This window comes from Streptomyces sp. f51 (assembly GCF_037940415.1).
In the GTDB taxonomy this organism is placed as follows: Bacteria; Actinomycetota; Actinomycetes; order Streptomycetales; family Streptomycetaceae; genus Streptomyces.
The window spans coordinates 7,868,492-7,889,763 of record NZ_CP149798.1 but is presented as its reverse complement, the minus strand read 5'-3'; the positions used below and the strand labels follow the sequence as shown (position 1 = coordinate 7,889,763).

Sequence of the window (21,272 nt, the reverse complement as noted above, 5' to 3'; positions counted from 1 at the left end):
CGTGCGCGTGACACGGATCCATGCGGACGGGAGGCCCGGGATGTCTGCGGAATCGGCCGGAACGATTGCGCTCCCCTCCGGTGAGGAGATCGCGGCACTCGGGCAGGGCACCTGGTACCTGGGCGAGGATCCGGCCCGGCGTGAGCAGGAGGTCGCCGCGTTGCGGCTGGGCGTGGACCTGGGCATGACCGTCGTCGACACGGCGGAGATGTACGGCGACGGCGCAGCCGAGGAACTCGTCGGGGAGGCCCTCCGCGGACGCCGGGAGGAGATCTTCCTCGTCAGCAAGGTGCTGCCGGGCCACGCCGACCGGAAGGGCACCGTCGCCGCCTGCGAGGGCAGCCTGCGGCGGCTCCGCACGGAACGGCTGGACCTGTACCTGCTGCACTGGCGGGGACGGTGGCCACTCGAAGAGACCCTCGCGGGATTCACCGACCTGCTGGAGGCGGAGAAGATCCGTTACTGGGGCGTGAGCAATCTGGACGTGGCCGACATGACCGGGCTGACCACTCTCCCCGGTGGCGACGCAGTGGCCGTCGACCAGGTGCTGTACAACCTCTCCCGGCGTGGCATCGAGTGGGATCTGCTTCCCTGGTGCCGCCAGGCCGGGGTGACGGCCATGGCCTACTCCCCGATCGAGCAGGGACGGGTCCTGGAGGCCGAGGCACTGCATGCGGTGGCCCGGGACCTCGGAGCCACGCCGGCCCAGGTGGCACTCGCCTGGGAGCTGGAGCAGGGGGTGGCCGCGATCCCGCGTTCCGGATCACCCGACCACGTTCGGGAGAACCGCGGCGCGGTGGACCTCCGCCTTCCCCCCGAGGCGCTCGACGCCCTCGACGAGGCGTTTCCGCCACCGAGCGGGCCCACGCCCCTGGAGATGCTCTGAAGGTGTTGGTGATCGACCTCGAGCGGCCGGCTCTTCCGTTCCTCACGTCCTAGTGCTGGATCTTTGCGTCCGCCCCGTCGGTTCGCGGACACCGAACGGGTCGCGGACGCCCTGCTGTGGTGCAGCCCGACAGACCACGGGTAGATCATCGGCCGGTCGCTGCGGGGCTGGGCCGTGCCGCCGATGTTCAGTGATGACCACGCATTTCAGGCTGCTCTGCCAGGGCAGGAGGGGGCGCCCTTTTTCGGCCTGGAGTGCGGAGGCTCTCAGCAGGGGGCTCTGCGAATCTCGACCGGGTAATACCCGATGGCGGCGCGGGGGAGCGAACGGCGCCGTCCGTTCCCGGTGAGGAGGCGAGAGGCATGACCGTGATGGGTGTGTCGAAGTTCGAGAGGTTCTTCCGCGCCGCCGCAGGCCTCGACGTGGACAAGAACGACCTGAAGCGGTACGGCGACTTCGTCGACGCCAAGCTCTACGACCTCCTGGTCGTCGGCCAGGCATCGGCCAAGGCGAACGGCCGGGACACCGTCGAACCGTGGGACCTACCGATCACCAAGGGCCTCCAGGAGAGCGTCCACCGGTTCCGGCGGCTCGACGAGGAGGTCGAGCTGAAGCCGATCCTGGAACAGCTCGCCGCGCACCCTCCCCTCGACAGGACACCCACGCAGGAGACCGAAGAGCGCTACCCCGAGATCATCGGCGGTCTCAGCGTCGCCCTCGCCGAAACGTTCAAAGTCATGTATCCGGACCTCAAGAACCCGCAGACCAGCCACTGGGAGGGTGCGACCGCCGTGTTCGACCGGCTGCTGTAGTACACCCAAGTGAACGTCAAGATGCGCCACGTCGCCGAACTCATCGTGGAACGGGCCCGGGCGGGACACGAGCGATACCCGTCCTAAGCTGATGCAGCATGGCGTTCGGCCCTGCGCCCGAACCCGGCTGACCGATGCTCAGGCCTTCGCGCCGTCGTCAGGGGCGCGCGAGCCGGGTCGCGAGATAGGGCGCGGTGGCGCTGCGGCGGGCCCTCGCGACCTTGGCCGGCGGGCCCGCCGCGACCACCCGCCCGCCCGCGTCGCCGCCGCCCGGCCCGAGGTCGATGACCCAGTCGGCGGTGGCGATGGTGTCCAGGTCGTGCTCGACGAGGACGACCGTGTTGCCGGCGTCGACGAGCCGGTGCAGCTGTCGCAGCAGCAGCGCGATGTCCGCGGGGTGCAGCCCCGCCGTCGGCTCGTCGAGCAGGTAGAGCGCGTGACCGCGGCGGGCTCGCTGGAGTTCGGTGGCCAGTTTGATGCGTTGTGCCTCGCCACCGCTGAGTTCCGTCGCGGGCTGCCCCAGCCGCAGGTACCCCAGTCCCACCTCGCGCAGCGTCTCCAGACTGCGGGAGGCGGCCGGGACGGCGGACAGGAACTCGGCGGCGGCGTCGACGGACAGCGCCAGCACTTCCGCGATGTTCTTGCCGTGGTAGGTGACGTCCAGCGTTTCGGCGTTGTACCGGGCGCCCTGGCAGGTCGGGCACGGCGCGTAGGTGCCGGGCAGGAACAGCAGTTCCACCGCGACGAATCCTTCGCCCTGGCAGGTCTCGCACCGCCCTTCGGGCACGTTGAAGGAGAACCGTCCGGCGGAGTAGCCGCGGGCCCTGGCCTCGTCCGTCGCCGCGTACAGCTTGCGCACCGCGTCGAACATCCCCGTGTACGTGGCCAGGTTGGACCGGGGAGTTCGGCCGATGGGCCGCTGGTCGACCAGGACCAGCCGGTCGAACGACTCGACCCCCGACGCGTCCTGGACGTCGACCTCCAGCTCTGCCTCGTCGGGCTCCTCGGGTGCGAGTCCGAGGTGGCCGCGGACGACCTCGGCAAGCACCTGCGTCACCAGCGTCGACTTCCCGGAACCGGACACGCCCGTCACCGCCGTCAGTACGCAGAGCGGTACGTCGACGGACACGTCGTGCAGATTGTGGCGGGAGACGCCGCGCAGGTGCAGCCAGCCGTGCGGTGCGCGCGGGCGGTGATCGAGCGGCTGGGCGCGCCCGAAGAGGTACCGGCTCGTGGCCGACTCCCCGACCCGCTCAAGGCCGGCGACCGGGCCGCTGTACAGCACGCGTCCGCCGCCCTCGCCCGCGCCGGGGCCGATGTCGACCACCCAGTCCGCTCGCCGTACGACGTCCATGTCGTGCTCCACGACGAACAGTGAGTTGCCCGCTGCCTTGAGGCGGTCCAGCACGTCCAGCAGCGGTTCCGCGTCGGCCGGGTGGAGGCCCGCGGAGGGTTCGTCGAGGACGTAGACGACGCCGAACAGCCCTGAGCGCAGCTGGGTGGCGATCCGCAGGCGCTGCGCCTCGCCGGGCGACAGGGTCGTCGAGCGGCGCCCGAGGCTGAGATATCCCAGGCCCAGGTCGAGCAGTACCTCGACCCGCGCGACCAGATCGCCGCAGATCCGGACCGCGACCTCGGTCGTCTCCCCGGATCGGGCGGTCGACGTGGTGGCGTCGGCCTCGGACCGCTCCGCGACGGGCCGCAGCAGCGCCACGACCTCGGTGAGGGGCATCGCGTTGATCTCGGCGATGGAACGTCCGGCGAAGGTGACGGAGAGTGCCTCGGGCCGCAGTCCGCTGCCGTGACAGGCGGGGCAGGGCACACTCCTGACGAACCGGAGCGCCCGCTCGCGCATCTTCTCGCTCTTGGAATCGGCGAGGACGTGCATGACGTGCTTGCGGGCGCTCCAGAACTTGCCCTGGTAGCCGTAGTCGACGCGGTCCTCCTCCGGCTCGATGTACACGGAGGGCTGCTCGTCCGTGTACAGCAGCCAGTCCCGGTCCTTCTTCCTGAGCCTGCGCCACGGTCGGTCGATGTCGATCCCCAGACCGTTCACGACACTGCGCAGGTTGGCGCCCTGCCAGGCGCCCGGCCAGGCGGCGATCGCACCCTCGCGGATGCTCAGCGAGGGATCCGGGACAAGCAGGTCCTCGGCGACGTCGTGCACGACGCCCAGTCCGTGGCACTCCGGGCAGGCGCCGGCCGCGGTGTTGGGTGAGAACGACTCGGCCTCCAGCCGTGCGGCCCCGGGAGGATAGGTGCCAGCGCGGGAGTACAGCATGCGCAGCAGATTGGACAGCGTGGTGATGGTGCCGACCGTCGAGCGCGAACTGGGCGACCCGCGTCGCTGCTGCAGGGCCACGGCCGGTGGCAGTCCGGTGATTTCCTGCACGTGCGGTGCGCCGACCTGTTGCAACAGCCTTCGGGCGTACGGTGCCACGGACTCGAAGTAGCGCCGCTGGGCCTCCGCGTAGAGCGTGCCGAACGCGAGCGAGGACTTGCCCGAACCGGAGACGCCGGTGAAGGCGACCATCGCGTCCCGCGGAACGTCGACGTCGACGTTGCGCAGGTTGTTCTCACTGGCGCCCCGGACATGCACGAAGGTGTCGGTCGCATCCTTGTTCACCATTCCTGATTACCTGATCGTGCCGGGAACCGCGCGACAGGCGCCGACACCTGGCCCCGCTCACACGAGCGTCCGGAGAATCCCGGTACGAGGCGCTCCCAGGGAACCTTCGAGGGGCTTCACCGGTGATCCGAGCGTGGGCGTGAAGGCCTTTGGAGCCCCCGCCGCGAGGCGACCGCCCTTCGCGCCCACTCTCGATCGGCCCCGGCTGGGGATCCCCCGAACCGGTCGGGGCCTTGGCCTGTTCTGCTGCCGGCGCCCTTCGCGAACGCGGTGGCTCGCCTCCCGGTGGCGCACGCAACCGTGGCCCGGGGTGGAACAGGCCCTGTGTGGGGAGGACCGGGAGACCTGACCGACCGCCTTGCCCCTGCCGGCAGGGGCCAGCGTGTCCCGCGGCGTCGGCGATGCCTCGGGGGCATCCTGTGGGTACGGGCGATCGCGGGGGCAGCCGACGAGAGGGAGTCATGCGGGTGTCGTCTCAGGGCGTTACGGTCGTGGCTCTCCTGTCGGATCCGGACGCGCCCACGGAGATCGCGCAGCGCATGGCACGGATACTTCCCGCTCGGCTCGCCGACAAGTCAGGCCAGGGGCAACGGTTCGACGTCGAGGTGGTCAGTGAGCCGTTCACCGCAGGGACCGAGGACCAGCCCACCTTGATGCGCCGGATCATGGACCGCGGAAGAGCGGAGAGTTGGGACATCGTCGTGGCCCTCACCGACCTTCCGCTGCACTCACACGGGCGCAAGCTCGTTCTGGATCTGAGTCACGAACACGGCTTGGCCCTGCTGTCCCTTCCTACGCTGGGGGGCTTGCGTCTGCAGACGAGAGCCCGGCGGGCCGTGGAAGAAGCCGTGCTCAGCTTGACGGGCCCCCGGGACACCGGGGCTGAGGGACTTCCTCGGAGTCAGCCGCTTCTAGGGCCCTTCGTCAGCCGCCTCGCGCCTATCCACCCGGGCCACGTCGGTGAGGAGGAGACCGCTGATCTTCGGTATGTCGTCAGCGGACCGCGCGGTTACCTCAGGGTGCTCCTCGGTATGGTCCGCGCCAACCGGCCGTGGCGCCTGGTGCCCGGCTTGTCGAAAGCCCTGGCGGCCGCACTCGCCACAGGAGTAGCCGCCACGGTGAACTCCACCATCTGGAGCCTGGCCGAGTCCCTGAGCGCGCCACGCCTCGTGATCGCCACGGTCGGGTCCGTCGCGCTCATGAGCGGCTGGCTGATCGTGGACGCGCAGCTGTGGCATCGATCGGCAGAGACCTCGAAGGAGGCGAGGCAAAAGGCGGGGCTCTACAACGCCTCGACGGTCATGACCGTGGGCATCGGGGTGCTCGTCTGCTACGCGGGTCTGATCGTCATCAACTTGGTGTGGGCCCTGTTCATCCTCAACGGCCAAGTGTTCGCCTCCACGACACGAACCCCGCTTGACGCCACGGAATACTGGACGTTGTCCTGGTTCGTCGCTTCGGTCGCCACGGTGGGCGGGGCGCTGGGATCAGGGTTGGAGAGCGACGAGGCGATCCGGGCAGCCGCCTACTCCAAGCGCGAACAGGAGCGCCGCCAAATGCTCCAAGACAACGACGGCGACTAGCTGGAGACCCGAGTCGGATTCGCCGATGGCTGGTGGCCGTCCGCGTACGAAGATTCCACTGATCGATCGGTGCGTAGTCGTTTCGCGCCAAGGGCTGACGGGGACCCGGAAGGCACGCCGCCGGAGCGCCGAAGCTCCGCCGGGCAGGCCCACGGCGGCACCGCCGTTCCACCTGAACCGGGTGAACGGCCCACAGAGGCACTCCGGAGCCACCGACCCCGTCGCACCAACCCCGGGAGTCGGGCTCGGTACCTCTCCATCGCACCCGTGCTGCGGTCATGCCTCAGCACCGAAGGAAGCGATCATGAAAGCAGCTGTATACGAAGGCCCGCGAACGGTCACCGTGAAGGACGTACCGGACGCAAAGACCGAGCATCCCTGCGACATCATCGTCAAGATCACCACCACCAACATCTGCGGTTCGGACCTGCACATGTACGAGGGCCGCACCTCGTTCGAGTCCGGCCGCACCCTGGGACACGAGAACATGGGCCAGGTCGTGGAGGTCGGTTCGGCCGTCCGCAAGGTCCAGGTCGGCGAGTATGTGGTCCTGCCCTTCAACATCGCCTGCGGCTTCTGCAAGCAGTGCGAGCGGGGGCTGACCAACTACTGCCTGACCATGCAGCCGGAACCGGCTCTCGCCGGAGCCGCCTACGGATTCGCCGACATGGGCCCCTACCAGGGCGGCCAGGCGGAACTCCTGCGTGTGCCCTATGGCGACTTCAACGCGCTGCGTCTAGGTGAAGACGCCGCCGAGCGGCAGACCGACTACGTGATGCTCGCCGACATCTTCCCCACCGGCTATCACGCCACCGAGATGGCCCACGTCAAGCCGGGTGACCAGACGATCGTCTTCGGGGCCGGCCCTGTCGGACTGATGGCGGCCTACTCCGCCCTCCTCAAGGGCGCCGGGCGTGTCTGGGTGGCCGACCACCAGCCCGACCGGCTGCGCAAGGCGGAGGAGATCGGGGCCATCCCGATCAACACCGCTGAGCAGAAGCCGACGGAGGTCGTCAAGGAGGCCACCCTCGGTCTGGGCGCCGACAACGGCTGTGAGTGCGTCGGCTATCAGGCGCACGATCCCGAGGGACACGAGGACGCCAGCCTCACGCTCAACGGACTGATCGACTCGGTCAGGTTCACGGGCGACATCGGCGTGGTGGGCGTGTTCCTGCCCCAGGACCCCGGCGGCGCGGAGGCCCAGGGCGAACTGGAGGCTCAGGGCAAGGTCCCCATCGACTTCGGCATGATGTGGTTCAAGGGCCAGCGCATGGGCACCGGGCAGGCACCGGTAAAGAGGTACAACCGGGCGCTGCGAGATCTGATCGCCGGCGGGAAGGCGAAGCCGAGCTTCGTCGTCTCCCACGAACTCAGCCTGGACGAGGCCCCCACCGCCTACGAGCACTTCGACGCACGCGACGAGGGCTGGACCAAGGTGGTCCTGCATCCGAACGGACATGGGAACGGTCATAAGCGGTAGGCGCCCCGGAGCTGCCGTCCCGCCCATACTCCGGCCGCGGCTGGGGCAATGGCCCACGCTCCGGTCGGACCTGACCAAACGGCAATTGCACGCACTCCGGCCCGGTAGGAAAGGACGGACGGCGGACGCTGGGCAGTGTCCGCAGTGTCTGCACGCCGCCCAGCGAACAGGCCCTCGAGCCTGTTCGCTGGGCGTGTGGGAGGCTTCCCTGCCCGACGGTTGCTTCACCTCATTGACATCCTCCCCGTCCTAAAGGGCGGGGATTCCCGCCTGGCTGCCGGTGGTGACCGGCTGGGCCTTCGGGTGGGTTCCCCGTTCAACGGGCCGTGCCCGGCGTGGGATTTCCACTCCAGGACTGACCGGCCCTCCAGGGGCGTTTAGCCTCTCCGCCTGCCCGGCGGCGAGGATCACACGCGACGCATTGAGGTCACGATCATGCTCAGTACCGCAGCCCTCGCACCGCCAGATACGCACGTGCAGCGGCTTCGTCCCGTCCACGACCCAGCACACCGAGCACGTCTGCGAGGAGGGCAGCCAGCGGGAGACGATGCCGACGTGCCGGCCGTAGCGGGCCGCCTTCTCCTCCAGCACGCGGCGGAACATGCCCCATGCCGCGTCGTGCACAGACTTGGCCATGCGGGTGCGTGCGAGACCGGAGACCGCCAGGTCTTCGAGGTAGACCGCTTGGTTGTCGCGGACCAGCCTCGAAGCACTCTGATGGCACCAGTTTCTGCGCGCATCGGCCACCCGGGCGTGCGCCCGGGCGACCTTCAGCCGGGCCTTGGCCCGGTTCCTCGACCCCTTCGCCTTGCGGCTCAACGCCCGCTGCGCCTTGTTCAGCCGACGCTCGGCACGCCGCAGGAAGCGGGGATTGTCGATCACCCGCCCGTCGGACAGAACGGCGATGGGGGTCCCCCCGGACGGAGTCTGGGGGAGCATCAGCCCCAGGTCGATACCGACCTCGGACGTGACGGGCGCGAGCGGCTCGGGCTCGACCTGAACGACGAAACTCGCGAAGTACCGGCCCGACGGATCCTTGAGCACAGTCACCGAGGAGGGAGCCGACGGCAGCGAACGCGACCAGCGCACTCGCACGTCCCCGATCTTCGCGAGGTTCAGCCGCCCGTTGCCCCGCAGCCGGAACCCGTTCCTGGAGAAACGGACGCCCTGCCGGCTGTCCCTCTTCGACTTGAACACCGGAAGCCCCATACGGCGCCCCGGCCGCTTGCCCGACACCGACGCGAAGAAATTCGCGTACGCCGTATCGAGATCACGAAGAGAAGACTGCAAGGCGTCCACCGACACCTCCGCCAGCCACGCCCGCTCGGGCGTCCTCTTCGCCTCCGTGATCACCCGCTTCGCCAGCACACCCGCCGCGATCCGCGACCCGTCCGCCCGGTAGGCGGCCTTCCTCGCGGCCAGCGCATCGTTGTAGACCACCCGGGCACAGCCCAACGTACGGGCCAGCGCGATGCACTGACCCGGCGTCGGCACGAGCCGGAAGGAATACCGCAGATACACGCGACCAACCTAACGACCACCACTGACAACGCCGCTCCGCCCAAGAGGCGAACCGGCCTTCCCTGCCCTGCTCCGCAGGAGCTTCGTTCCCTCCCCGGCCTGAAGGCCGGGGTATCCACGAAGGAGACCTGATGAGGCCGATGCGCCCCGGCAAGGTGTTCCGGCCAGGCTCACACCCGTGACGTGGCTGCGGGCCTTCGGAGAGGTCGTGCAATCCGGGCTCACGATCGAGGAGACGCGACTGGAGTTCCTGCTCGCGCTGCGCACGGCCGCTGGGGTGGCGATCGTCGTCGGGCCGGCACTGTGGCTCGTCTCCCCTGCGTACGCCGCGTCCGCCGCCCTCGGTGCCTACTCCGCGGGTGGGGCCACCTTCCAGCGCACCTGGCGTCCGCGCAAGGTGATCGCGCTCGGCGCCGGCGCGGGTCTGGCACTCAGCACCTTCGTGGGCTACCTGGCCGCGGGACGACTCGTGACGTTCCTCCCGCTGCTGGCCGTATGGGCCTTCGCCGCGGGGATGGCCTGGGCCGTCGGACCGACCGCTGGGATCGTCGCAGCGACGACCGTCGGAAGCATGCTGGTGACCATCACCCTGCCCACGAGCGTCGAGCGAGCCCTGGAGCACGCCGGGGTCATCGCGCTCGGAGGCGTGGTGCAAGCCGTGCTGATCTTACTGTTCCCGATCCGCCGTTGGGGGGCGCATCGTGACGCGCTCGCCGACGCCCTAGCCGCACTGGCGGACTACGCCCGCCGGCTGCGGCACGACCCGACGGCCCCGTTCGACCCGGAGCCGCTGATGACGGCCCGGGACGCGGCCGCCGTGACGCCGTCACAGGCCCGCACCCGTCCCCCCGTCCTGCACGGCCCCCGAGGACTCGCCGAGCGTATTCGGCCGGTCATCGCCGCGCTCGCCGACCCGGACGTCGGCGCCCCGGCGGAGGGACCCGGGCGGGACCGCGCGGGGGAGTTGCTCGACGCGGCCGCCGACGTCCTGGATGCGGCCGCCCGTTCGATCCGCCACGGCACTCCCGCCGAGGTGCCGACCAGGAGCACGGCCGTCCTGCGTATCGACGAGGAGCACGAGGTATTGGAGGGGCCCGCGCGGCAAACGGCCGAGCGGCTCGTACAACTGCTCGGCGAGGCGCTGGAGATCGCCGGAAGCGGCGATGCGCCCGAGAAGACGCCAACGCCGCCCGGCCCTGCCGGCGCTCAGTTCCTGGTGCGCCCGACAATGCTCCGGCTTGTCCCGGTCGTCGCCCAGGCGGTCCGCCGCGAGCTCCGCCGGGACTCGCCGGTGTTCCGGCACGCCGTCCGCCTGGCGGCAGTGGCCACGCTCGGCTACCTGATCGCCGCCCGGCTGCCCCTGGGCCACAGCTACTGGGCGCCCATCGCCTCGGTGATGGTGATGCGGCCGGACTTCCACCGGACGTACGCGCGCGCGGTGGCCCGTCTCGCCGGGACCCTGGCGGGGGTCGCGCTCGCCACCGGGATGGTGCGGGCCCTGGGCCCGGACGCCCATGTGTTCGGCGCGCTGGCGGTGGTCTTCGCGGGCCTGTCGTACACGATGATCCGTACCGGCTACGCCTACTCCCAGTGCTTCACCGCCGCGTACGTCGTCTTCCTGCTCGGCATGGGCGGCCAGACATGGGAGCAGACGGTCCCGGAGCGGGTGGTGCTCACCCTGCTCGGCGGGGCCCTGGCCATGCTGGCCTACGTCGTGTTCCCCGCGTGGGAGACGCCCCGGCTGCCGGGCCGGCTTGCGGACTGGCTCGCCGCCAACGGCCGCTACGCGGCCGCGGTGCTCCGCAGCTACGCCGAACCGACCCAGGAGCATCACGCCGCCCTGCGCAGGGCACTGCTGGCGAGCAGGGAGGCACGTGCCGCCTGGCAGGAGGCATACGACCGGGCAAGGCAGGAACCGGTCCGCCCCAGGGGTCTGACGTCGCGTGAGGCGGAGGAGGCGCAAAAGGCGCTGAAGGGGTTCGGCCGGGCGGTGATGCTCATGGAGAGCCACGTCCCACAGGACGACAGCCGTTTCGTCCCCGAGGCGCAGCGGCTCGCCGAGGCCCTGGAGACCGACACCGCGAAGGCAGCAGTCGACGTGCGCGAGCACAGGAATCCGGACTGGGAGCGTGTGGAGAAGGCGCTCCTCGCGTGGGAGGACGCCGCCGCCGGCAATCGGAGCCCGGTCGTGCGGCGCGAGGCGGAATTGCAGAAACGGGCCTTGGAAGACCTCGCGACGGCCGTGAGTCGCACCCCCCTGGAACGGGATGTCGCCTCTGCTCGCGAGGAGCAGCGGGTGCGGGCTGCCGTGGCGGCGGAAGGTGACGGATCAGGCACCGTGCACCGGGGCGGATGACGAAGTCGGCCATGGGGAGCGCCGCGCTTCCTGGAGCGGCAAGCAGCCTCCCGACCGCGTCGGGCGTCTTCCCACCATTCCACCGTGACCTGCCTCGTCGCGGTGACGGCCGGTTCAGCCGCCGGGGCGCGGCGCTACGCGGCCGGCGCGGCCACCAAGGTCCGGCACAAGTCCCCCGGTCGGGGGCTGTCCCGGAAGCCACCCACCCAGCTGCTTCCCGGCGCCGACCGGGCGCGGCACCAGCCCGTCAACCGTGGGGCGACCCCACCCTCCGGCAAGGATCGGCTGCCGCTCACGCAGCCCGAGCGCGCGTTCACGCGCCTCCAGGTCGTCCCACCGGGCCAGTCGGCTGCGGGCGCTCCGCCATCATTGCCCCGGAACAGCCGCCATTCGTACGCCACTTCGCTCCCTCAGCCGCGACACGAGGTGAGACAACACAGCGTACGGCTGGAGAACACCGCCGGGTGTTCCCCCTCGGCCGCACTCGCCGCGAACGCGAGGAGATACGGCTCGGCCTGCCGGCCTTTGGCCACAACTGGTCTGCTGCGATGGCGTGTACGAATGTCAGGCGGATCGTGCTGTGTCTCGCGCCAGGGAGACGGGTGGGACGTCCTCTGGGGCAAGGCGGAGCATGGGCTGGTCGACCAGGGCCTGCTGCAATCCGGTGAGGGCTTCGGTCAGTGCGGTGCGCTGCCGGCTCGGCATGCCGGCGAGGGCCTGGACCAGGAGGTGGTCGCGCCGTTCACGGATTCGGGCCAGGTGCTTGCGGCCTGCCCCGGTCAGGGAGAGCGTGATTTCGCGGCGGCTGTCCGGGCAGGGCCGGCGTTCGACGAAGCCGAGGGCCTGGAGGCGGTCGACCAGGCGGCAGACCGAGGGCGGCGCAGCGCCCAGGAGCCGGTTGAGGGCTCGCATGCGTATCCCGTTCTCGCGGTCGACGATGTACATCACGCGGAGCTGGGAGACGGGGATGTAGGGGGGTGGGGCGTCGCGGTCCTGTTCCCACATGACGTCGAGGAGTTCGGCGATGCTGCCGGCCTGGCGGGCCGCGGCGCGAAGGGGATCGAGGGTGGGGCGGGTGCGCTCGGTCATGCGGGTTCCCATCCGAGGTGCCTGGTCCCTGATGCCGGTGACACACGCAGGGTTGGGACGTCAGCCGCTGGAGTCCGATCCGGAGGGCCGGTGCCCTTGGCCGGCGCGGTCGAGGCGTATGTCGTCTTCTGACGTATGACGATATGCCATGCGGTGGGGCTCGGCGGGACCGCTCGTCGTGGCAGCGTGATGGGGGGCGAGGTGGTCCAGGGTGCCGGTGATGTCCAGCATCCGCTCGAGGGCCGGGGGCCGGGCGTCCAGGTAGAGGGTGACGTGCGCTGCGGTGGTGCGGCGGTGGAGCATCAGCAGCATGGCCAGGCCCATGGAGTCGAGGCCGTCCAGGTCGCTGCAGTCCAGGTGCAGGGCGCGCAGGCCTGGTGTGCCTTCGAGGTGCTCGGTCGCGGCAGCCAGGAAGCAGTCGGCGTAGTCGTAGTCGAGGAACCCGTGCATCTTCAGGATCAGGACGTCCTCGTCCGGGCCGGGTGCGGCGGTCAGACGGAACTGGGTGGGTTCGAGTCCAAAGGGAGGCGTCATGCGGTGTTCCTGGAGTCGGAGGCGATCACGGACCTTGTCCCGGTGAGGCAGTCGGTGGCCTGGGTGAGCATGAGAGCGGCCCGGGGGAAGTCCTTGAGCTGCTCGCTCAGGATGTCCAGGGCCGGAGTGAGGGAACGGGCGGGGACGCTGCGGGCGTTGAGGATTTTGGCTGTCCAGGTGAGGAAGTCGGTGAAGAGTTGCGGGTCGCCGGTGTAGAGGGCGGCGGCCAGGAAGTCCACGATGTGCGCAATGTCCTCGGCCGTGTGCTGGCGTTGCCGGGTGGTGTAGTCGCGCATGGCGGGGAAGCGTTCTTCCAGTGCGCCCATGACCGTGCGCACCAGGCGGGTGTGGGTGCGGGCGACCATGGTGTATTCCTGGTCGGCCAGGTGCGGCAGGTCGTCGATGGGCTGGTGCGCCGGTGCGGGGCGGGGCAGCGGTCCCTGGTCGAGCCGGTCCGCAGCGGTCCTCGCGTCCGGGGCCCAGGCGTCGGCGCCGAGCAGGCGGGCGTACTGGCCGTGCCGGCCGAAGGCGGCCCCGCCGACCAGGACGGGGGTGCCGGTGGCCTGGACCGCGGTGATCGTGGCGTGCGCGGTCGGCAGGCGGGTGGCGATCGAGCCGGAGAGCGCCACCATTTCGGGCCCGGTCTGGTGGATGTGCGTGATCAGGTGGTCGGTGGGGACCTGAGCACCGAGGTAGTCGACCGTCCAGCCGCGCAATTTGAGGACTTCGGCCAGGAGGCGGGCGGGCAGGCCGTGCCATTCCCCGTCCACACAGGCCACGATCACCGTGCCCCGGCCGACTGCGGCGTGGGCGGCGTGGTGATGGGAGAGTGCGGCGACGGCCCTGTCGCTGATCGCGGTGGCAGCGTGTTCCCTTGCGACGGTGAGGCGGTTGGCGGCCCACTCTTCGCCGACCTTGCGCTGAACGGGCGCGATCACGTCCTGGAGCACGCTTTCCGCCGGCGTACCGTCCTTGAGCGCGCCGAAGACCGCACGAGTGGCGGCCTGCTCGTCGCCGAGCGAGACCGCCTCCCACAGCTGGTCGATCCGGTGCTCCAGGGAGACGGTGACGGTAGGGGTCATGCGGTGAACCTGCCCCGAGTATGGCCGTCCACCGCGCTGAGGTGGTGGGAACGTGGAGCGGCGATGACCATGACGGCCATGTCGTCGTGCGTCGCGGATCCCACCCACTGGGATGCGAGCATCTGCACGTGTTCCACGATCGCCTCCGCGGGCATCCCCGCGCACTGGGCCAGCGCGTCCTTCAGCCGGTCCTCGCCGAACATCTCGTCGCCGAACGGGCCGCCCTTGGCCTCGGTGATGCCGTCGGTGAACAGCACGCAGAACTCACCGGGAGCCAGCGTCTCCTGAGCGGTCGTCGCGCGGGCCGTGGGGAAGACCCCGACGAGTGTGCCGCGGGAGCTGCCTTCCTCCACGGTGCCGTCGCTTCGCACGATGAGGGCCGGCGGGTGTCCGGCGCTGGTCACCTGAAGGCGCACGGAGCCGGCCTCGCGCACGGCGGAGACCATGACGAGGGTGGCGAATCGGGTGTGGCGGGAGTTGATGAGCGCGCCGTTGAGCAGGTCGATCACGCGCTGGTGGTCATCGGCCATGGGCAGCAGAGCCTGAAGTGTGTTGCGGATCTTTCCGGTCAGGACGGCGGCTTCGAGGCCCTTGCCGCAGACATCGCCCAGGACCGCGAAGGACGCCTCGCCGTCGGTGGCGGCGGGATGGACGTCGTAGAAGTCGCCACCGATGCGCTCGTGGTCCTTCGATGGCCGGTAGCCGCCCGCGAAGTCCACTCCCGAGATCTGGCGCAGGACCGGCGGGAGCAGGTCCTGCATCAGGGTCCGGGACAGGGAGGACTGCTCGGCGTAGAGGCGTGCCGCGGACATCGCGGCGCCGGCGCGGGCGGCGAACAGACGGGCGAAGACCTCCTCCGCCTCGCTGAACGCGGTCTCCCCGCTGCGTCGCAGCAGGATCAGGGCTCCGGCGGGCACGCCGTGCCCGGGCAGCGGCGTGACGACTATCGAACCGACTGTGCCGAATCCGTCGGGGACGAGCCAGGCCGGGGCCGAGGCGGGGTCGACCCATCGCGACGGCACCGGGGGGAAGCCCTGGAGAGCCTCCCCCAGACCAGGGACTTCCTCGGGGTCGACGTTCCACTGGAAGCGCTGCGTGCCGCCGCCGCGCAGGCAGACCACGACCGGCAGTCGGTGGGCGCTGCGGGGCGCGATGACCAGCGCGGCGTCCGCGAGATGTTCGGCGGCCAGTTGGGCGGTCACGTCCATGCACCGCTCCAGATTCAGTGACGAGAGCAAGGTGTTGGAGGCTTCGGCGAGGAAAGCGGTCCGCTCGCGCTCCATCCGCAGTGCTTCACGGGCCAGCCGGTGATCGGTATCGTCCACGAACCACCACACGACGTCCCCGTCGTCCTGCACGGTGGGATGAGCCTCAAAGGTCCTCTCCCCCACCAGGCCCGACACCAGGACGTTGTCGCTCGGGCCGTCTGCCACCTGGCGTGCGTGTGCGTCCGCGAGCCAGGCCGGCACGCTCCCGGCCAGGGCAGCACCGGAGCGGATCGCGGGGAAGAGTCCGCCGGCCTGGGCGTTGACGTGGAGTACCGCACCGGCGGGATCCGCGATAAGGACCGGGTAGGGCACGGACGTCCATGGCACATAAGCCGGAGCATCTGTGCTCACGGCTTGTTCCTGCTGGGTGGAAGTCACCAATACGAAGGCCCGCTACGCGAACCCCTCACCTCATCCGGTCGAAGAAAGTTGCCCTACGGCAACCATCCTCCACGAGGACCATTACTGGCAACTCACTCTCGTTCCTGAGCGCCTCCGAACAGGCGCCTCACTCCCCTGCGGCTCCGGCACCTGCGGCAATAGCGCTCCCAACCCCCGGCGGAGACAACCACCTCACCTGGCGAAAGACGCAGGCCAGAGCCCCGCGCGGCTTCCGATGCGCCAGAGCAGCGCGTCCCCGCCCGGGTCCCCGACGGGGCGGGTGAAGACTCTGGGGAGAGGATGAAAAGGTTCACAAAGACGGGCGGCCGGCCAGTTCTCCTCCACTCCCCGGCCCTCGGCGTACGAGCCCTGAGCCGGGCCCGCCAGAGAGGCGAAGCGGGCTCACACTTCTCGAAGAGGTCAGCTCCACCGCGGGTGTGCGGGGTGCGTGGAGGGGCGGCGGCTCCTGCATCGCCCGGGGCCGCCCTATCGCGACTGCCTTTGCCGACAAAGCCGAGAGAGGGCTACGGGATTCCGGTGGCGAGCGCCGCGGTGGAGATCGTCCAGTTGATCGTCAGCCGGCCCGGCGGCCGGATCAACCTCCCGCAGAGCGGGGGGTGGTGGCCGTTGCGGCGTCCGGGTGGATGATGAAGACCCGGTCCAGACCGATGATGGACAGGATGCGGGCGGTGTTGGCGGGGACCGCGGCCAGGGCCATGTCACCGCCTCGTTCGGCGGCCAGGTTGCGGGCGGCCAGCAGAGTGGTGATGCCGCTGGAATCGCAGAATTCCAGGCCGGCCAGATCCAGGACCAGCAGTTGCCCGCCGGTCAGGGTGAGATTGTCGAGGGACTTGCGGAGATTTGGGGCGGTCTCGTAGTCGAGGTCACCGGTGATCTCCAGTACGGGACCGGTGGCGGCATCTCGGGAGGTGATCGTCAGCGGGCTCATCTCAGGTCTTCACTCGCGGGGTGGGAAGCGGGGCGGGCACGCCGAGGGCAAGCAGCGCCGTGTCGTCGTCGAGGCCGTCACCGAACCCGGTGAGGAGCCCTGTCAGTGCGGTGATCAGGGCCTGCGGTCCAGCAGCGGGCTGGGCGGCGGTGAAGGCGCGCAGGGCGTCCTCGCCGTACAGCTCGCGATCGGGCCCCGTGCGGGCCTCGGTCAGGCCGTCGGTGTAGAGCAGCAGGGTGTCGCCGGGAAAGAGCCGGGTGCGGGCGGTTTCGAACTGTGCGCCGGGCAGGACGCCGACGAGCATGCCGCCGGGGGTCGGCAGATAGTCTGCGGTGCCATCCGCGTGCTGGATCAGTGCGGAGGGGTGGCCTCCGGAGGCCACGTGCACACTGACGTGGTCGTCGGCGGGGGTGAGGACGCCGAATATGGCGGTGCAGTAGCGGGTGTCGCCGCTGGTGTACCGCTCGTGCAGCACGGTGTTCAGGGTGCTCAGCACGGTGACGGGGTCCGGGTCGTGCAGGGCGGCGGCCCGCAGCGTGTAGCGGGTCAGTGAGGTGACCGCAGCGGCCTGGGGGCCTTTGCCGCAGACGTCGCCGAGGAAGAATGCCCATCGGTCCGCGTCGAGGGGGAACAGGTCGTAGAAGTCTCCGCCGAGCAGGTCCGGGGAGGCGGTGTGGTAGTAGGAGGCGGCCTCCAGGCCCGGGACCTTGGGCAGCTCGGCGGGCAGCAGGTTCTGCTGAAGGACGGCGAGGGCTTCCTGGAGCCGTTCGCGGTCGGCCTCCGCCTGCCGGCGTGCTTCCTCCGCCGCCTGGCGGCCGCGCAGCAGCTCAGTCTCGTAGGCGCGGCGGTCGCGGGCGTCGAAGACGGTCGTGCGGATCAGCTGCGGCTCGCCGTCGTCGCTGGTCTTCACCTTCGATGTGACCAACACCGGCATCCGCTGTTTTCCGGAGGCTTTGATGTCCAGGGCGATGCCGCTGGCCTCTCCCTTCATCTGCAACAACGGGGCGAAGTGCGTCTCGTGGTAGAGCTTCCCGCCCACTGTGAGCAGATCGGCGAACCTCATCCGGCCCACCACCTGAGCCCGGCACAGGCCAAGCCAGTCCAGCAACGTGGTGTTGATCTTCGCGATGGTTCCGTCCATCAGTGTCGACAGGTAGCCGCACGGTGCCTGCTCGTACAGCTCCTCGGCACTGTCCTCCAGCATCGAGATGAACACCGCGTCCGCGACACCCACGTCCGGTTCCTCGCCCGGGTCATGGCTGGTACGGCACATCATGCGGCAGCGCCGATGAAGTCGGTGATCGCTTGAACGGTGGCCTGCGGTGCGCTCAGCTGCGGGCAGTGCCCCGTCGCATCCAGCGTGACCAGACGGCTGCCGGGAATGGCCTCATTGACGTATGAGCCGACCTCGCGCGGGGCGATCATGTCCTGCCTGCACTCCAGCACCAGCGTCGGCACCGCGACCGTCTTGAGATCGGCGCGGCTGTCGGACAGGAACGTCGTTCGGGCGAAGACCCGGGCCATGTCCGGGTCGGTCGCGCAGAACGACGCGGTCAGCTCCTGGCCGAGCTCCGGCCGGTCCGCGTTACCCATGATCACCGGGGCCATCACGGCGGACCAGCCCAGATAGTTCGACTCCAGCGAATCCAGCAGCTCATTGATGTCGTCCGTGCTGAAACCGCCCCGGTACCCGTCCTCGTCGATGTAGCGGGGCGAGGGAGCCACCATCACCAGGCGGGAGAACCGCTGGGGGGCCCTGGCCGCCGCGAGCACCCCGACCATGGCACTGACCGAATGCCCCACGAAGATCACATCCCGCAGGTCCAGCTCCTCGCAGATCTCCAGCACATCAAGGGCATAGCCCTCCAGCGAGCTGTAGCGCTGCTCGCTCCAGGCCGAAGGATCAGAACGGCCGGAGCCCACGTAGTCGAACATCACCACCCGAAAGTCCGCGGCCAGCGCGGGGACCACCAGGCGCCACATGTTCTGGTCACAGCCGAACCCGTGCGCCAGCAGGAGCACCGGCCCGTCCGCACGGCCGGTGACGGTGACGTTGTTCCTGCCACGGGTGTCCATGCCGCAAGTCTCGCATCACCCTCACCACCTGAAGCACGGGCCTGCCCCTGGTCGCATTCCTGGTCCTGCGGCTGTACCGGCCCCGGCGGCAACGCGCGGGCCCGGCCTCCCTGACGCCCATACGCTGCGAGGGACGCGAGCGGCACCCGGAGCGTGGCGTCACGGGCGGGAAGCGGCCCGGCTCCGCCGGTACAGCAGGGTGCCGCCCGCTGGCAGGGCGGCACTGATCGCGGCGTCGGTGATCAGTCCCCCGGACCCGGCAGGCCCTGGAATCGGACCGCCGACGCGGCCCGCCTCAGGCCGCCGACGGCTGCGCCTCCCACGGCCTCGGTCCCGCATCCTCCTGCCAGCGGCGCAGTTGCGGACCGTCGACGCACACGATGCCGCACTGCTCGGCGTAGTCGAGGGCGGGGGCGGTGAAGTCGCTGGTGGTGACCACGACGGCGACATCGGCACCGTGAACGGTGAAGCAGGTGCCGCCGAAGCGCTGCAGGTCCTGTGAGCCGACCCGGTTGCCGTCGCAGTACCGCTTGCACTGGATGACGACCGAGCGGCCGTCGGGCGTCCTCGCCACGACGTCGGCGCCCAGGTCCCCGGCCCCGCCCACGACGTCCACGTCGAGACAGCCGTCGCGCCGGCACAATTCGGCCACCGCCTGTTCGAACTCGTCCGGGTCCAGGGCCTCGTAGGCGATCTCCACCGTGTCCAAGGGCGTCTCGGGCACGGTCTCGGGAAGCAGGACGGCGGGATCCGTGCCGAGGCAGCCGCAGGTGCCGGCCGCGGCGGGGACCAGGCCGACGGCGGGAGCCGGTGACGCCGTGTCGAGCGCTTCGACCGCCGTCTGCGTGGCTTCGTCCAGGGCCAGGGCCGCGCGGCGCGCGATCCTCGCCGCCGATATCCGGCGCCTCCCACGGCAGCCGGCCATGACGGTGCCGACGCCCACAAGGGCGAGCGCCACGGCCCAGGCGGGACGGTGCACCGCGGCGGCGGCCGCGGTGCGGGCGGCCGCGCCCACCAGAGCGAGGATGACCGCGAGGAGGGCGAAGTAGAGGGCCGTCGCCCGGAGTTCGAACCGACGGGAGCGGCGCGCGGTGCGCCGGGCGCGTGCGGGAACGGCCATGGTGATGTTTCCTCCCCTGGGACGTCAACGAAGATCAACTCGCGTCTTCCCAGGCATCGGCCGTTCTACCGGGTTCGTGAGAGTCAGGCCTTGGCTTCGCGAAATCCCGGACGTGGCTGCCTGCCTTGGCGGCCTCGACCTGGCTGGTGTGCAGAGGGAGTGCACCATGCTGGTGGCGCGTGGATCACAGGCGGATGACGACCAGGGCGACGTCGTCGCGGGTGCTGCTGCTGACGCCGAGGTTCGCGAGCAGGGTGTCGGCGAGGCGTTCGGGTTCGCGGCGGGCATGGCGGGCGAGCGCGTCGGTGAGGCGTCGCAGGCTGTCGTCGATGTCCTCGCCGGGGCGTTCGATGAGGCCGTCGGTGTAGAGCACGAAGGTGTCGCCGCGGGTGTAGGGCAGGACGCCCTGGGGGTGGGGGACGGGTTCGGGGCGGGCTCCCAGCGGTGGGTCGGTGGCCTGGTCGAGAAGGTCGAAGGTGCCGTCGGAGTGGACCAGGATGGCGGGCGGGTGGCCGGCGCTGCTGTACACGATGCGGCGGGCACGGGTGTCGACGACGGCTTGGACGACCGTGGTGGACAGCGCACCCTCCACGTCGCGTGCATACAGGCCCAGAACGTCCAGGGCCTCCGCAGGCCACTCCACGGCCCGGACGACGGCGGACAACGCGCTGCGGAGCATACCCATGACGGCGGCGGCCTCAAGTCCGTGGCCGACGACATCGCCGACCGCGACGGCGAATCTGTCCTCGGGCAGGTCGACCACGTCGTACCAGTCGCCGCACACGTTCAGTGACCCGGCGGGCAAGTAGCGCACCGCGGTCTCCCGGTGCCGGGCCAGATGAGGCGAGTGGAGCATGGCCTCCTGCAAGGTGAGGGCGACCTGGCGTTCCCGGGCATGGGCGTGGCGCAGTTCCTCGTTCAGCCGTTTGAGCTCACGTGCTCGCGCGTACAGTTCGACCTCCATCGCCTCCACATCGCTGAGCGCGCCGCCTTCTCGCAGGCGGGGGTGAGAGCGGATGAACGAGGTCACGTCCTCCCCCCGGTGGAGGAGCCACTCCACCTGCCCGTCCGGTCCGAGCACCGGAGTGTTGATCGCGGACCACCACCGCTCCTCGAACACGCCCGGCCGCCCGGCCACGGGGATGTCGTACTTCATCGGCGCCATCGTGTCCGGCTCCTTCGAGCTCAGAACGCGGTGCAGGGAGGTGTGCAGATTCCGCACCCCGTCGGCGTCCGGGTCCGCCGGATTCTCAGGGAAGGCATCGAAGAGATACCTCCCGAGAAGATCCTCCCGGGTGCGGCCGGTCACCTGGCAGGCCGCCTCGTTGATGTCGGCGAGCACCAGGTCCGGGCCCAGCACCATGCAGGGACTGGGGGTGACCGCGAACAGCGCCTGGTAGTCGATCGCCGGCCTCGCCACACGGTGCGGCCGCGCATCCTCAGCAGGGCTGCCTTCGTCCTTCACCCTTTACGTTCTACCGGTCGTCGGCGCCCTCAGCACCTGCG

16 protein-coding genes are annotated in these 21,272 nt (G+C 70.1%); 5 read left to right on the top strand and 11 right to left on the bottom strand.

Features of this window, described 5'->3' with window-relative positions; genetic code table 11:
- The first annotated feature begins 40 nt into the window (after positions 1 to 40).
- Both WJM95_RS34370 and WJM95_RS34365 read left to right on the top strand, forming a co-directional pair.
- Positions 41 to 886: an aldo/keto reductase gene (locus WJM95_RS34370; protein ID WP_339134941.1), complete on the top strand. Its 846-nt coding sequence runs from the start codon at positions 41 to 43 to the stop codon at positions 884 to 886.
- Between the two features lie 362 nt (positions 887 to 1,248).
- Positions 1,249 to 1,698, top strand: a complete 450-nt coding sequence (locus WJM95_RS34365) for a DUF1931 family protein (protein ID WP_339134939.1) — start codon at positions 1,249 to 1,251, stop codon at positions 1,696 to 1,698.
- A gap of 157 nt (positions 1,699 to 1,855) precedes the next feature.
- On the opposite strand, the gene uvrA is transcribed toward WJM95_RS34365, so the two are convergent.
- On the bottom strand, positions 1,856 to 4,327 hold the full coding sequence (gene uvrA / locus WJM95_RS34360) for an excinuclease ABC subunit UvrA (RefSeq protein WP_339134937.1): 2,472 nt from the start codon (positions 4,325 to 4,327) through the stop codon (positions 1,856 to 1,858).
- Between the two features lie 461 nt (positions 4,328 to 4,788).
- Here uvrA and WJM95_RS34355 point away from each other — a divergent pair, with 461 nt between their 5' ends.
- Entirely contained in the window at positions 4,789 to 5,910 is a 1,122-nt protein-coding gene (locus tag WJM95_RS34355; RefSeq protein ID WP_339134935.1) for a hypothetical protein, read from the top strand.
- Positions 5,911 to 6,214: 304 nt separating this feature from the next.
- A complete protein-coding gene (locus WJM95_RS34350) occupies positions 6,215 to 7,390 on the top strand; it encodes a glutathione-independent formaldehyde dehydrogenase (RefSeq protein WP_339134933.1) in 1,176 nt (391 codons plus the stop codon).
- 249 nt (positions 7,391 to 7,639) lie between these two features.
- On the opposite strand, the gene WJM95_RS34345 is transcribed toward WJM95_RS34350, so the two are convergent.
- Entirely contained in the window at positions 7,640 to 8,911 is a 1,272-nt protein-coding gene (locus WJM95_RS34345) for a transposase (protein ID WP_339134931.1), read from the bottom strand.
- Positions 8,912 to 9,089: 178 nt separating this feature from the next.
- On the opposite strand from WJM95_RS34345, the gene WJM95_RS34340 reads away from it, so the two are divergent.
- Positions 9,090 to 11,267 carry an FUSC family protein gene (locus WJM95_RS34340; protein ID WP_339134929.1) on the top strand — a complete coding sequence of 726 codons (2,178 nt, stop codon included), beginning with the start codon at positions 9,090 to 9,092 and terminating at the stop codon, positions 11,265 to 11,267.
- Positions 11,268 to 11,831: 564 nt separating this feature from the next.
- On the opposite strand, the gene WJM95_RS34335 is transcribed toward WJM95_RS34340, so the two are convergent.
- From WJM95_RS34335 to WJM95_RS34295, 9 genes are all read right to left on the bottom strand, one after another.
- Positions 11,832 to 12,356 carry a MarR family transcriptional regulator gene (locus WJM95_RS34335; protein ID WP_339134927.1) on the bottom strand — a complete coding sequence of 175 codons (525 nt, stop codon included), beginning with the start codon at positions 12,354 to 12,356 and terminating at the stop codon, positions 11,832 to 11,834.
- Between the two features lie 60 nt (positions 12,357 to 12,416).
- Positions 12,417 to 12,890 carry an STAS domain-containing protein gene (locus WJM95_RS34330; RefSeq protein ID WP_339134925.1) on the bottom strand — a complete coding sequence of 158 codons (474 nt, stop codon included), beginning with the start codon at positions 12,888 to 12,890 and terminating at the stop codon, positions 12,417 to 12,419.
- Positions 12,887 to 13,972 carry a cobalamin-dependent protein gene (locus WJM95_RS34325; protein WP_339134923.1) on the bottom strand — a complete coding sequence of 362 codons (1,086 nt, stop codon included), beginning with the start codon at positions 13,970 to 13,972 and terminating at the stop codon, positions 12,887 to 12,889. Before WJM95_RS34325 ends, WJM95_RS34330 begins: the two co-directional genes overlap by 4 nt.
- On the bottom strand, positions 13,969 to 15,591 hold the full coding sequence (locus tag WJM95_RS34320; protein ID WP_339134921.1) for a PP2C family protein-serine/threonine phosphatase: 1,623 nt from the start codon (positions 15,589 to 15,591) through the stop codon (positions 13,969 to 13,971). The genes WJM95_RS34325 and WJM95_RS34320 overlap by 4 nt, the downstream gene beginning before the upstream one ends.
- A 625-nt stretch (positions 15,592 to 16,216) precedes the next feature.
- Entirely contained in the window at positions 16,217 to 16,570 is a 354-nt protein-coding gene (locus WJM95_RS34315; RefSeq protein WP_339134919.1) for an STAS domain-containing protein, read from the bottom strand.
- Between the two features lies 1 nt (position 16,571).
- Entirely contained in the window at positions 16,572 to 17,843 is a 1,272-nt protein-coding gene (locus tag WJM95_RS34310) for a SpoIIE family protein phosphatase (RefSeq protein WP_339136024.1), read from the bottom strand.
- The gene (locus WJM95_RS34305) at positions 17,843 to 18,646 is read right to left on the bottom strand and encodes an alpha/beta hydrolase (protein ID WP_339134917.1); all 804 of its coding nucleotides are present in this window, start codon (positions 18,644 to 18,646) and stop codon (positions 17,843 to 17,845) included. The genes WJM95_RS34310 and WJM95_RS34305 overlap by 1 nt, the downstream gene beginning before the upstream one ends.
- A gap of 295 nt (positions 18,647 to 18,941) precedes the next feature.
- The gene (locus WJM95_RS34300) at positions 18,942 to 19,766 is read right to left on the bottom strand and encodes a restriction endonuclease (RefSeq protein WP_339134915.1); all 825 of its coding nucleotides are present in this window, start codon (positions 19,764 to 19,766) and stop codon (positions 18,942 to 18,944) included.
- A 184-nt stretch (positions 19,767 to 19,950) separates the two neighbouring features.
- Positions 19,951 to 21,186 (bottom strand): SpoIIE family protein phosphatase, encoded by a 1,236-nt coding sequence (locus WJM95_RS34295; RefSeq protein ID WP_339134913.1) that lies wholly within the window; start codon positions 21,184 to 21,186, stop codon positions 19,951 to 19,953.
- Between the last annotated feature and the right edge of the window lie 86 nt (positions 21,187 to 21,272).

Coding starts and splice junctions, on each gene's coding strand:
- WJM95_RS34365 (WP_339134939.1), top strand. CDS start 1,249: ATGACCGTGATGGGTGTGTCGAAGTTCGAGAGGTTCTTCCGCGCCGCC.
- WJM95_RS34330 (WP_339134925.1), bottom strand. CDS start 12,890: ATGACGCCTCCCTTTGGACTCGAACCCACCCAGTTCCGTCTGACCGCC.
- WJM95_RS34305 (WP_339134917.1), bottom strand. CDS start 18,646: ATGGACACCCGTGGCAGGAACAACGTCACCGTCACCGGCCGTGCGGAC.
- WJM95_RS34325 (WP_339134923.1), bottom strand. CDS start 13,972: ATGACCCCTACCGTCACCGTCTCCCTGGAGCACCGGATCGACCAGCTG.
- WJM95_RS34350 (WP_339134933.1), top strand. CDS start 6,215: ATGAAAGCAGCTGTATACGAAGGCCCGCGAACGGTCACCGTGAAGGAC.
- WJM95_RS34355 (WP_339134935.1), top strand. CDS start 4,789: ATGCGGGTGTCGTCTCAGGGCGTTACGGTCGTGGCTCTCCTGTCGGAT.
- uvrA (WP_339134937.1), bottom strand. CDS start 4,327: ATGGTGAACAAGGATGCGACCGACACCTTCGTGCATGTCCGGGGCGCC.
- WJM95_RS34310 (WP_339136024.1), bottom strand. CDS start 17,843: ATGTGCCGTACCAGCCATGACCCGGGCGAGGAACCGGACGTGGGTGTC.
- WJM95_RS34315 (WP_339134919.1), bottom strand. CDS start 16,570: ATGAGCCCGCTGACGATCACCTCCCGAGATGCCGCCACCGGTCCCGTA.
- WJM95_RS34300 (WP_339134915.1), bottom strand. CDS start 19,766: ATGGCCGTTCCCGCACGCGCCCGGCGCACCGCGCGCCGCTCCCGTCGG.
- WJM95_RS34335 (WP_339134927.1), bottom strand. CDS start 12,356: ATGACCGAGCGCACCCGCCCCACCCTCGATCCCCTTCGCGCCGCGGCC.
- WJM95_RS34370 (WP_339134941.1), top strand. CDS start 41: ATGTCTGCGGAATCGGCCGGAACGATTGCGCTCCCCTCCGGTGAGGAG.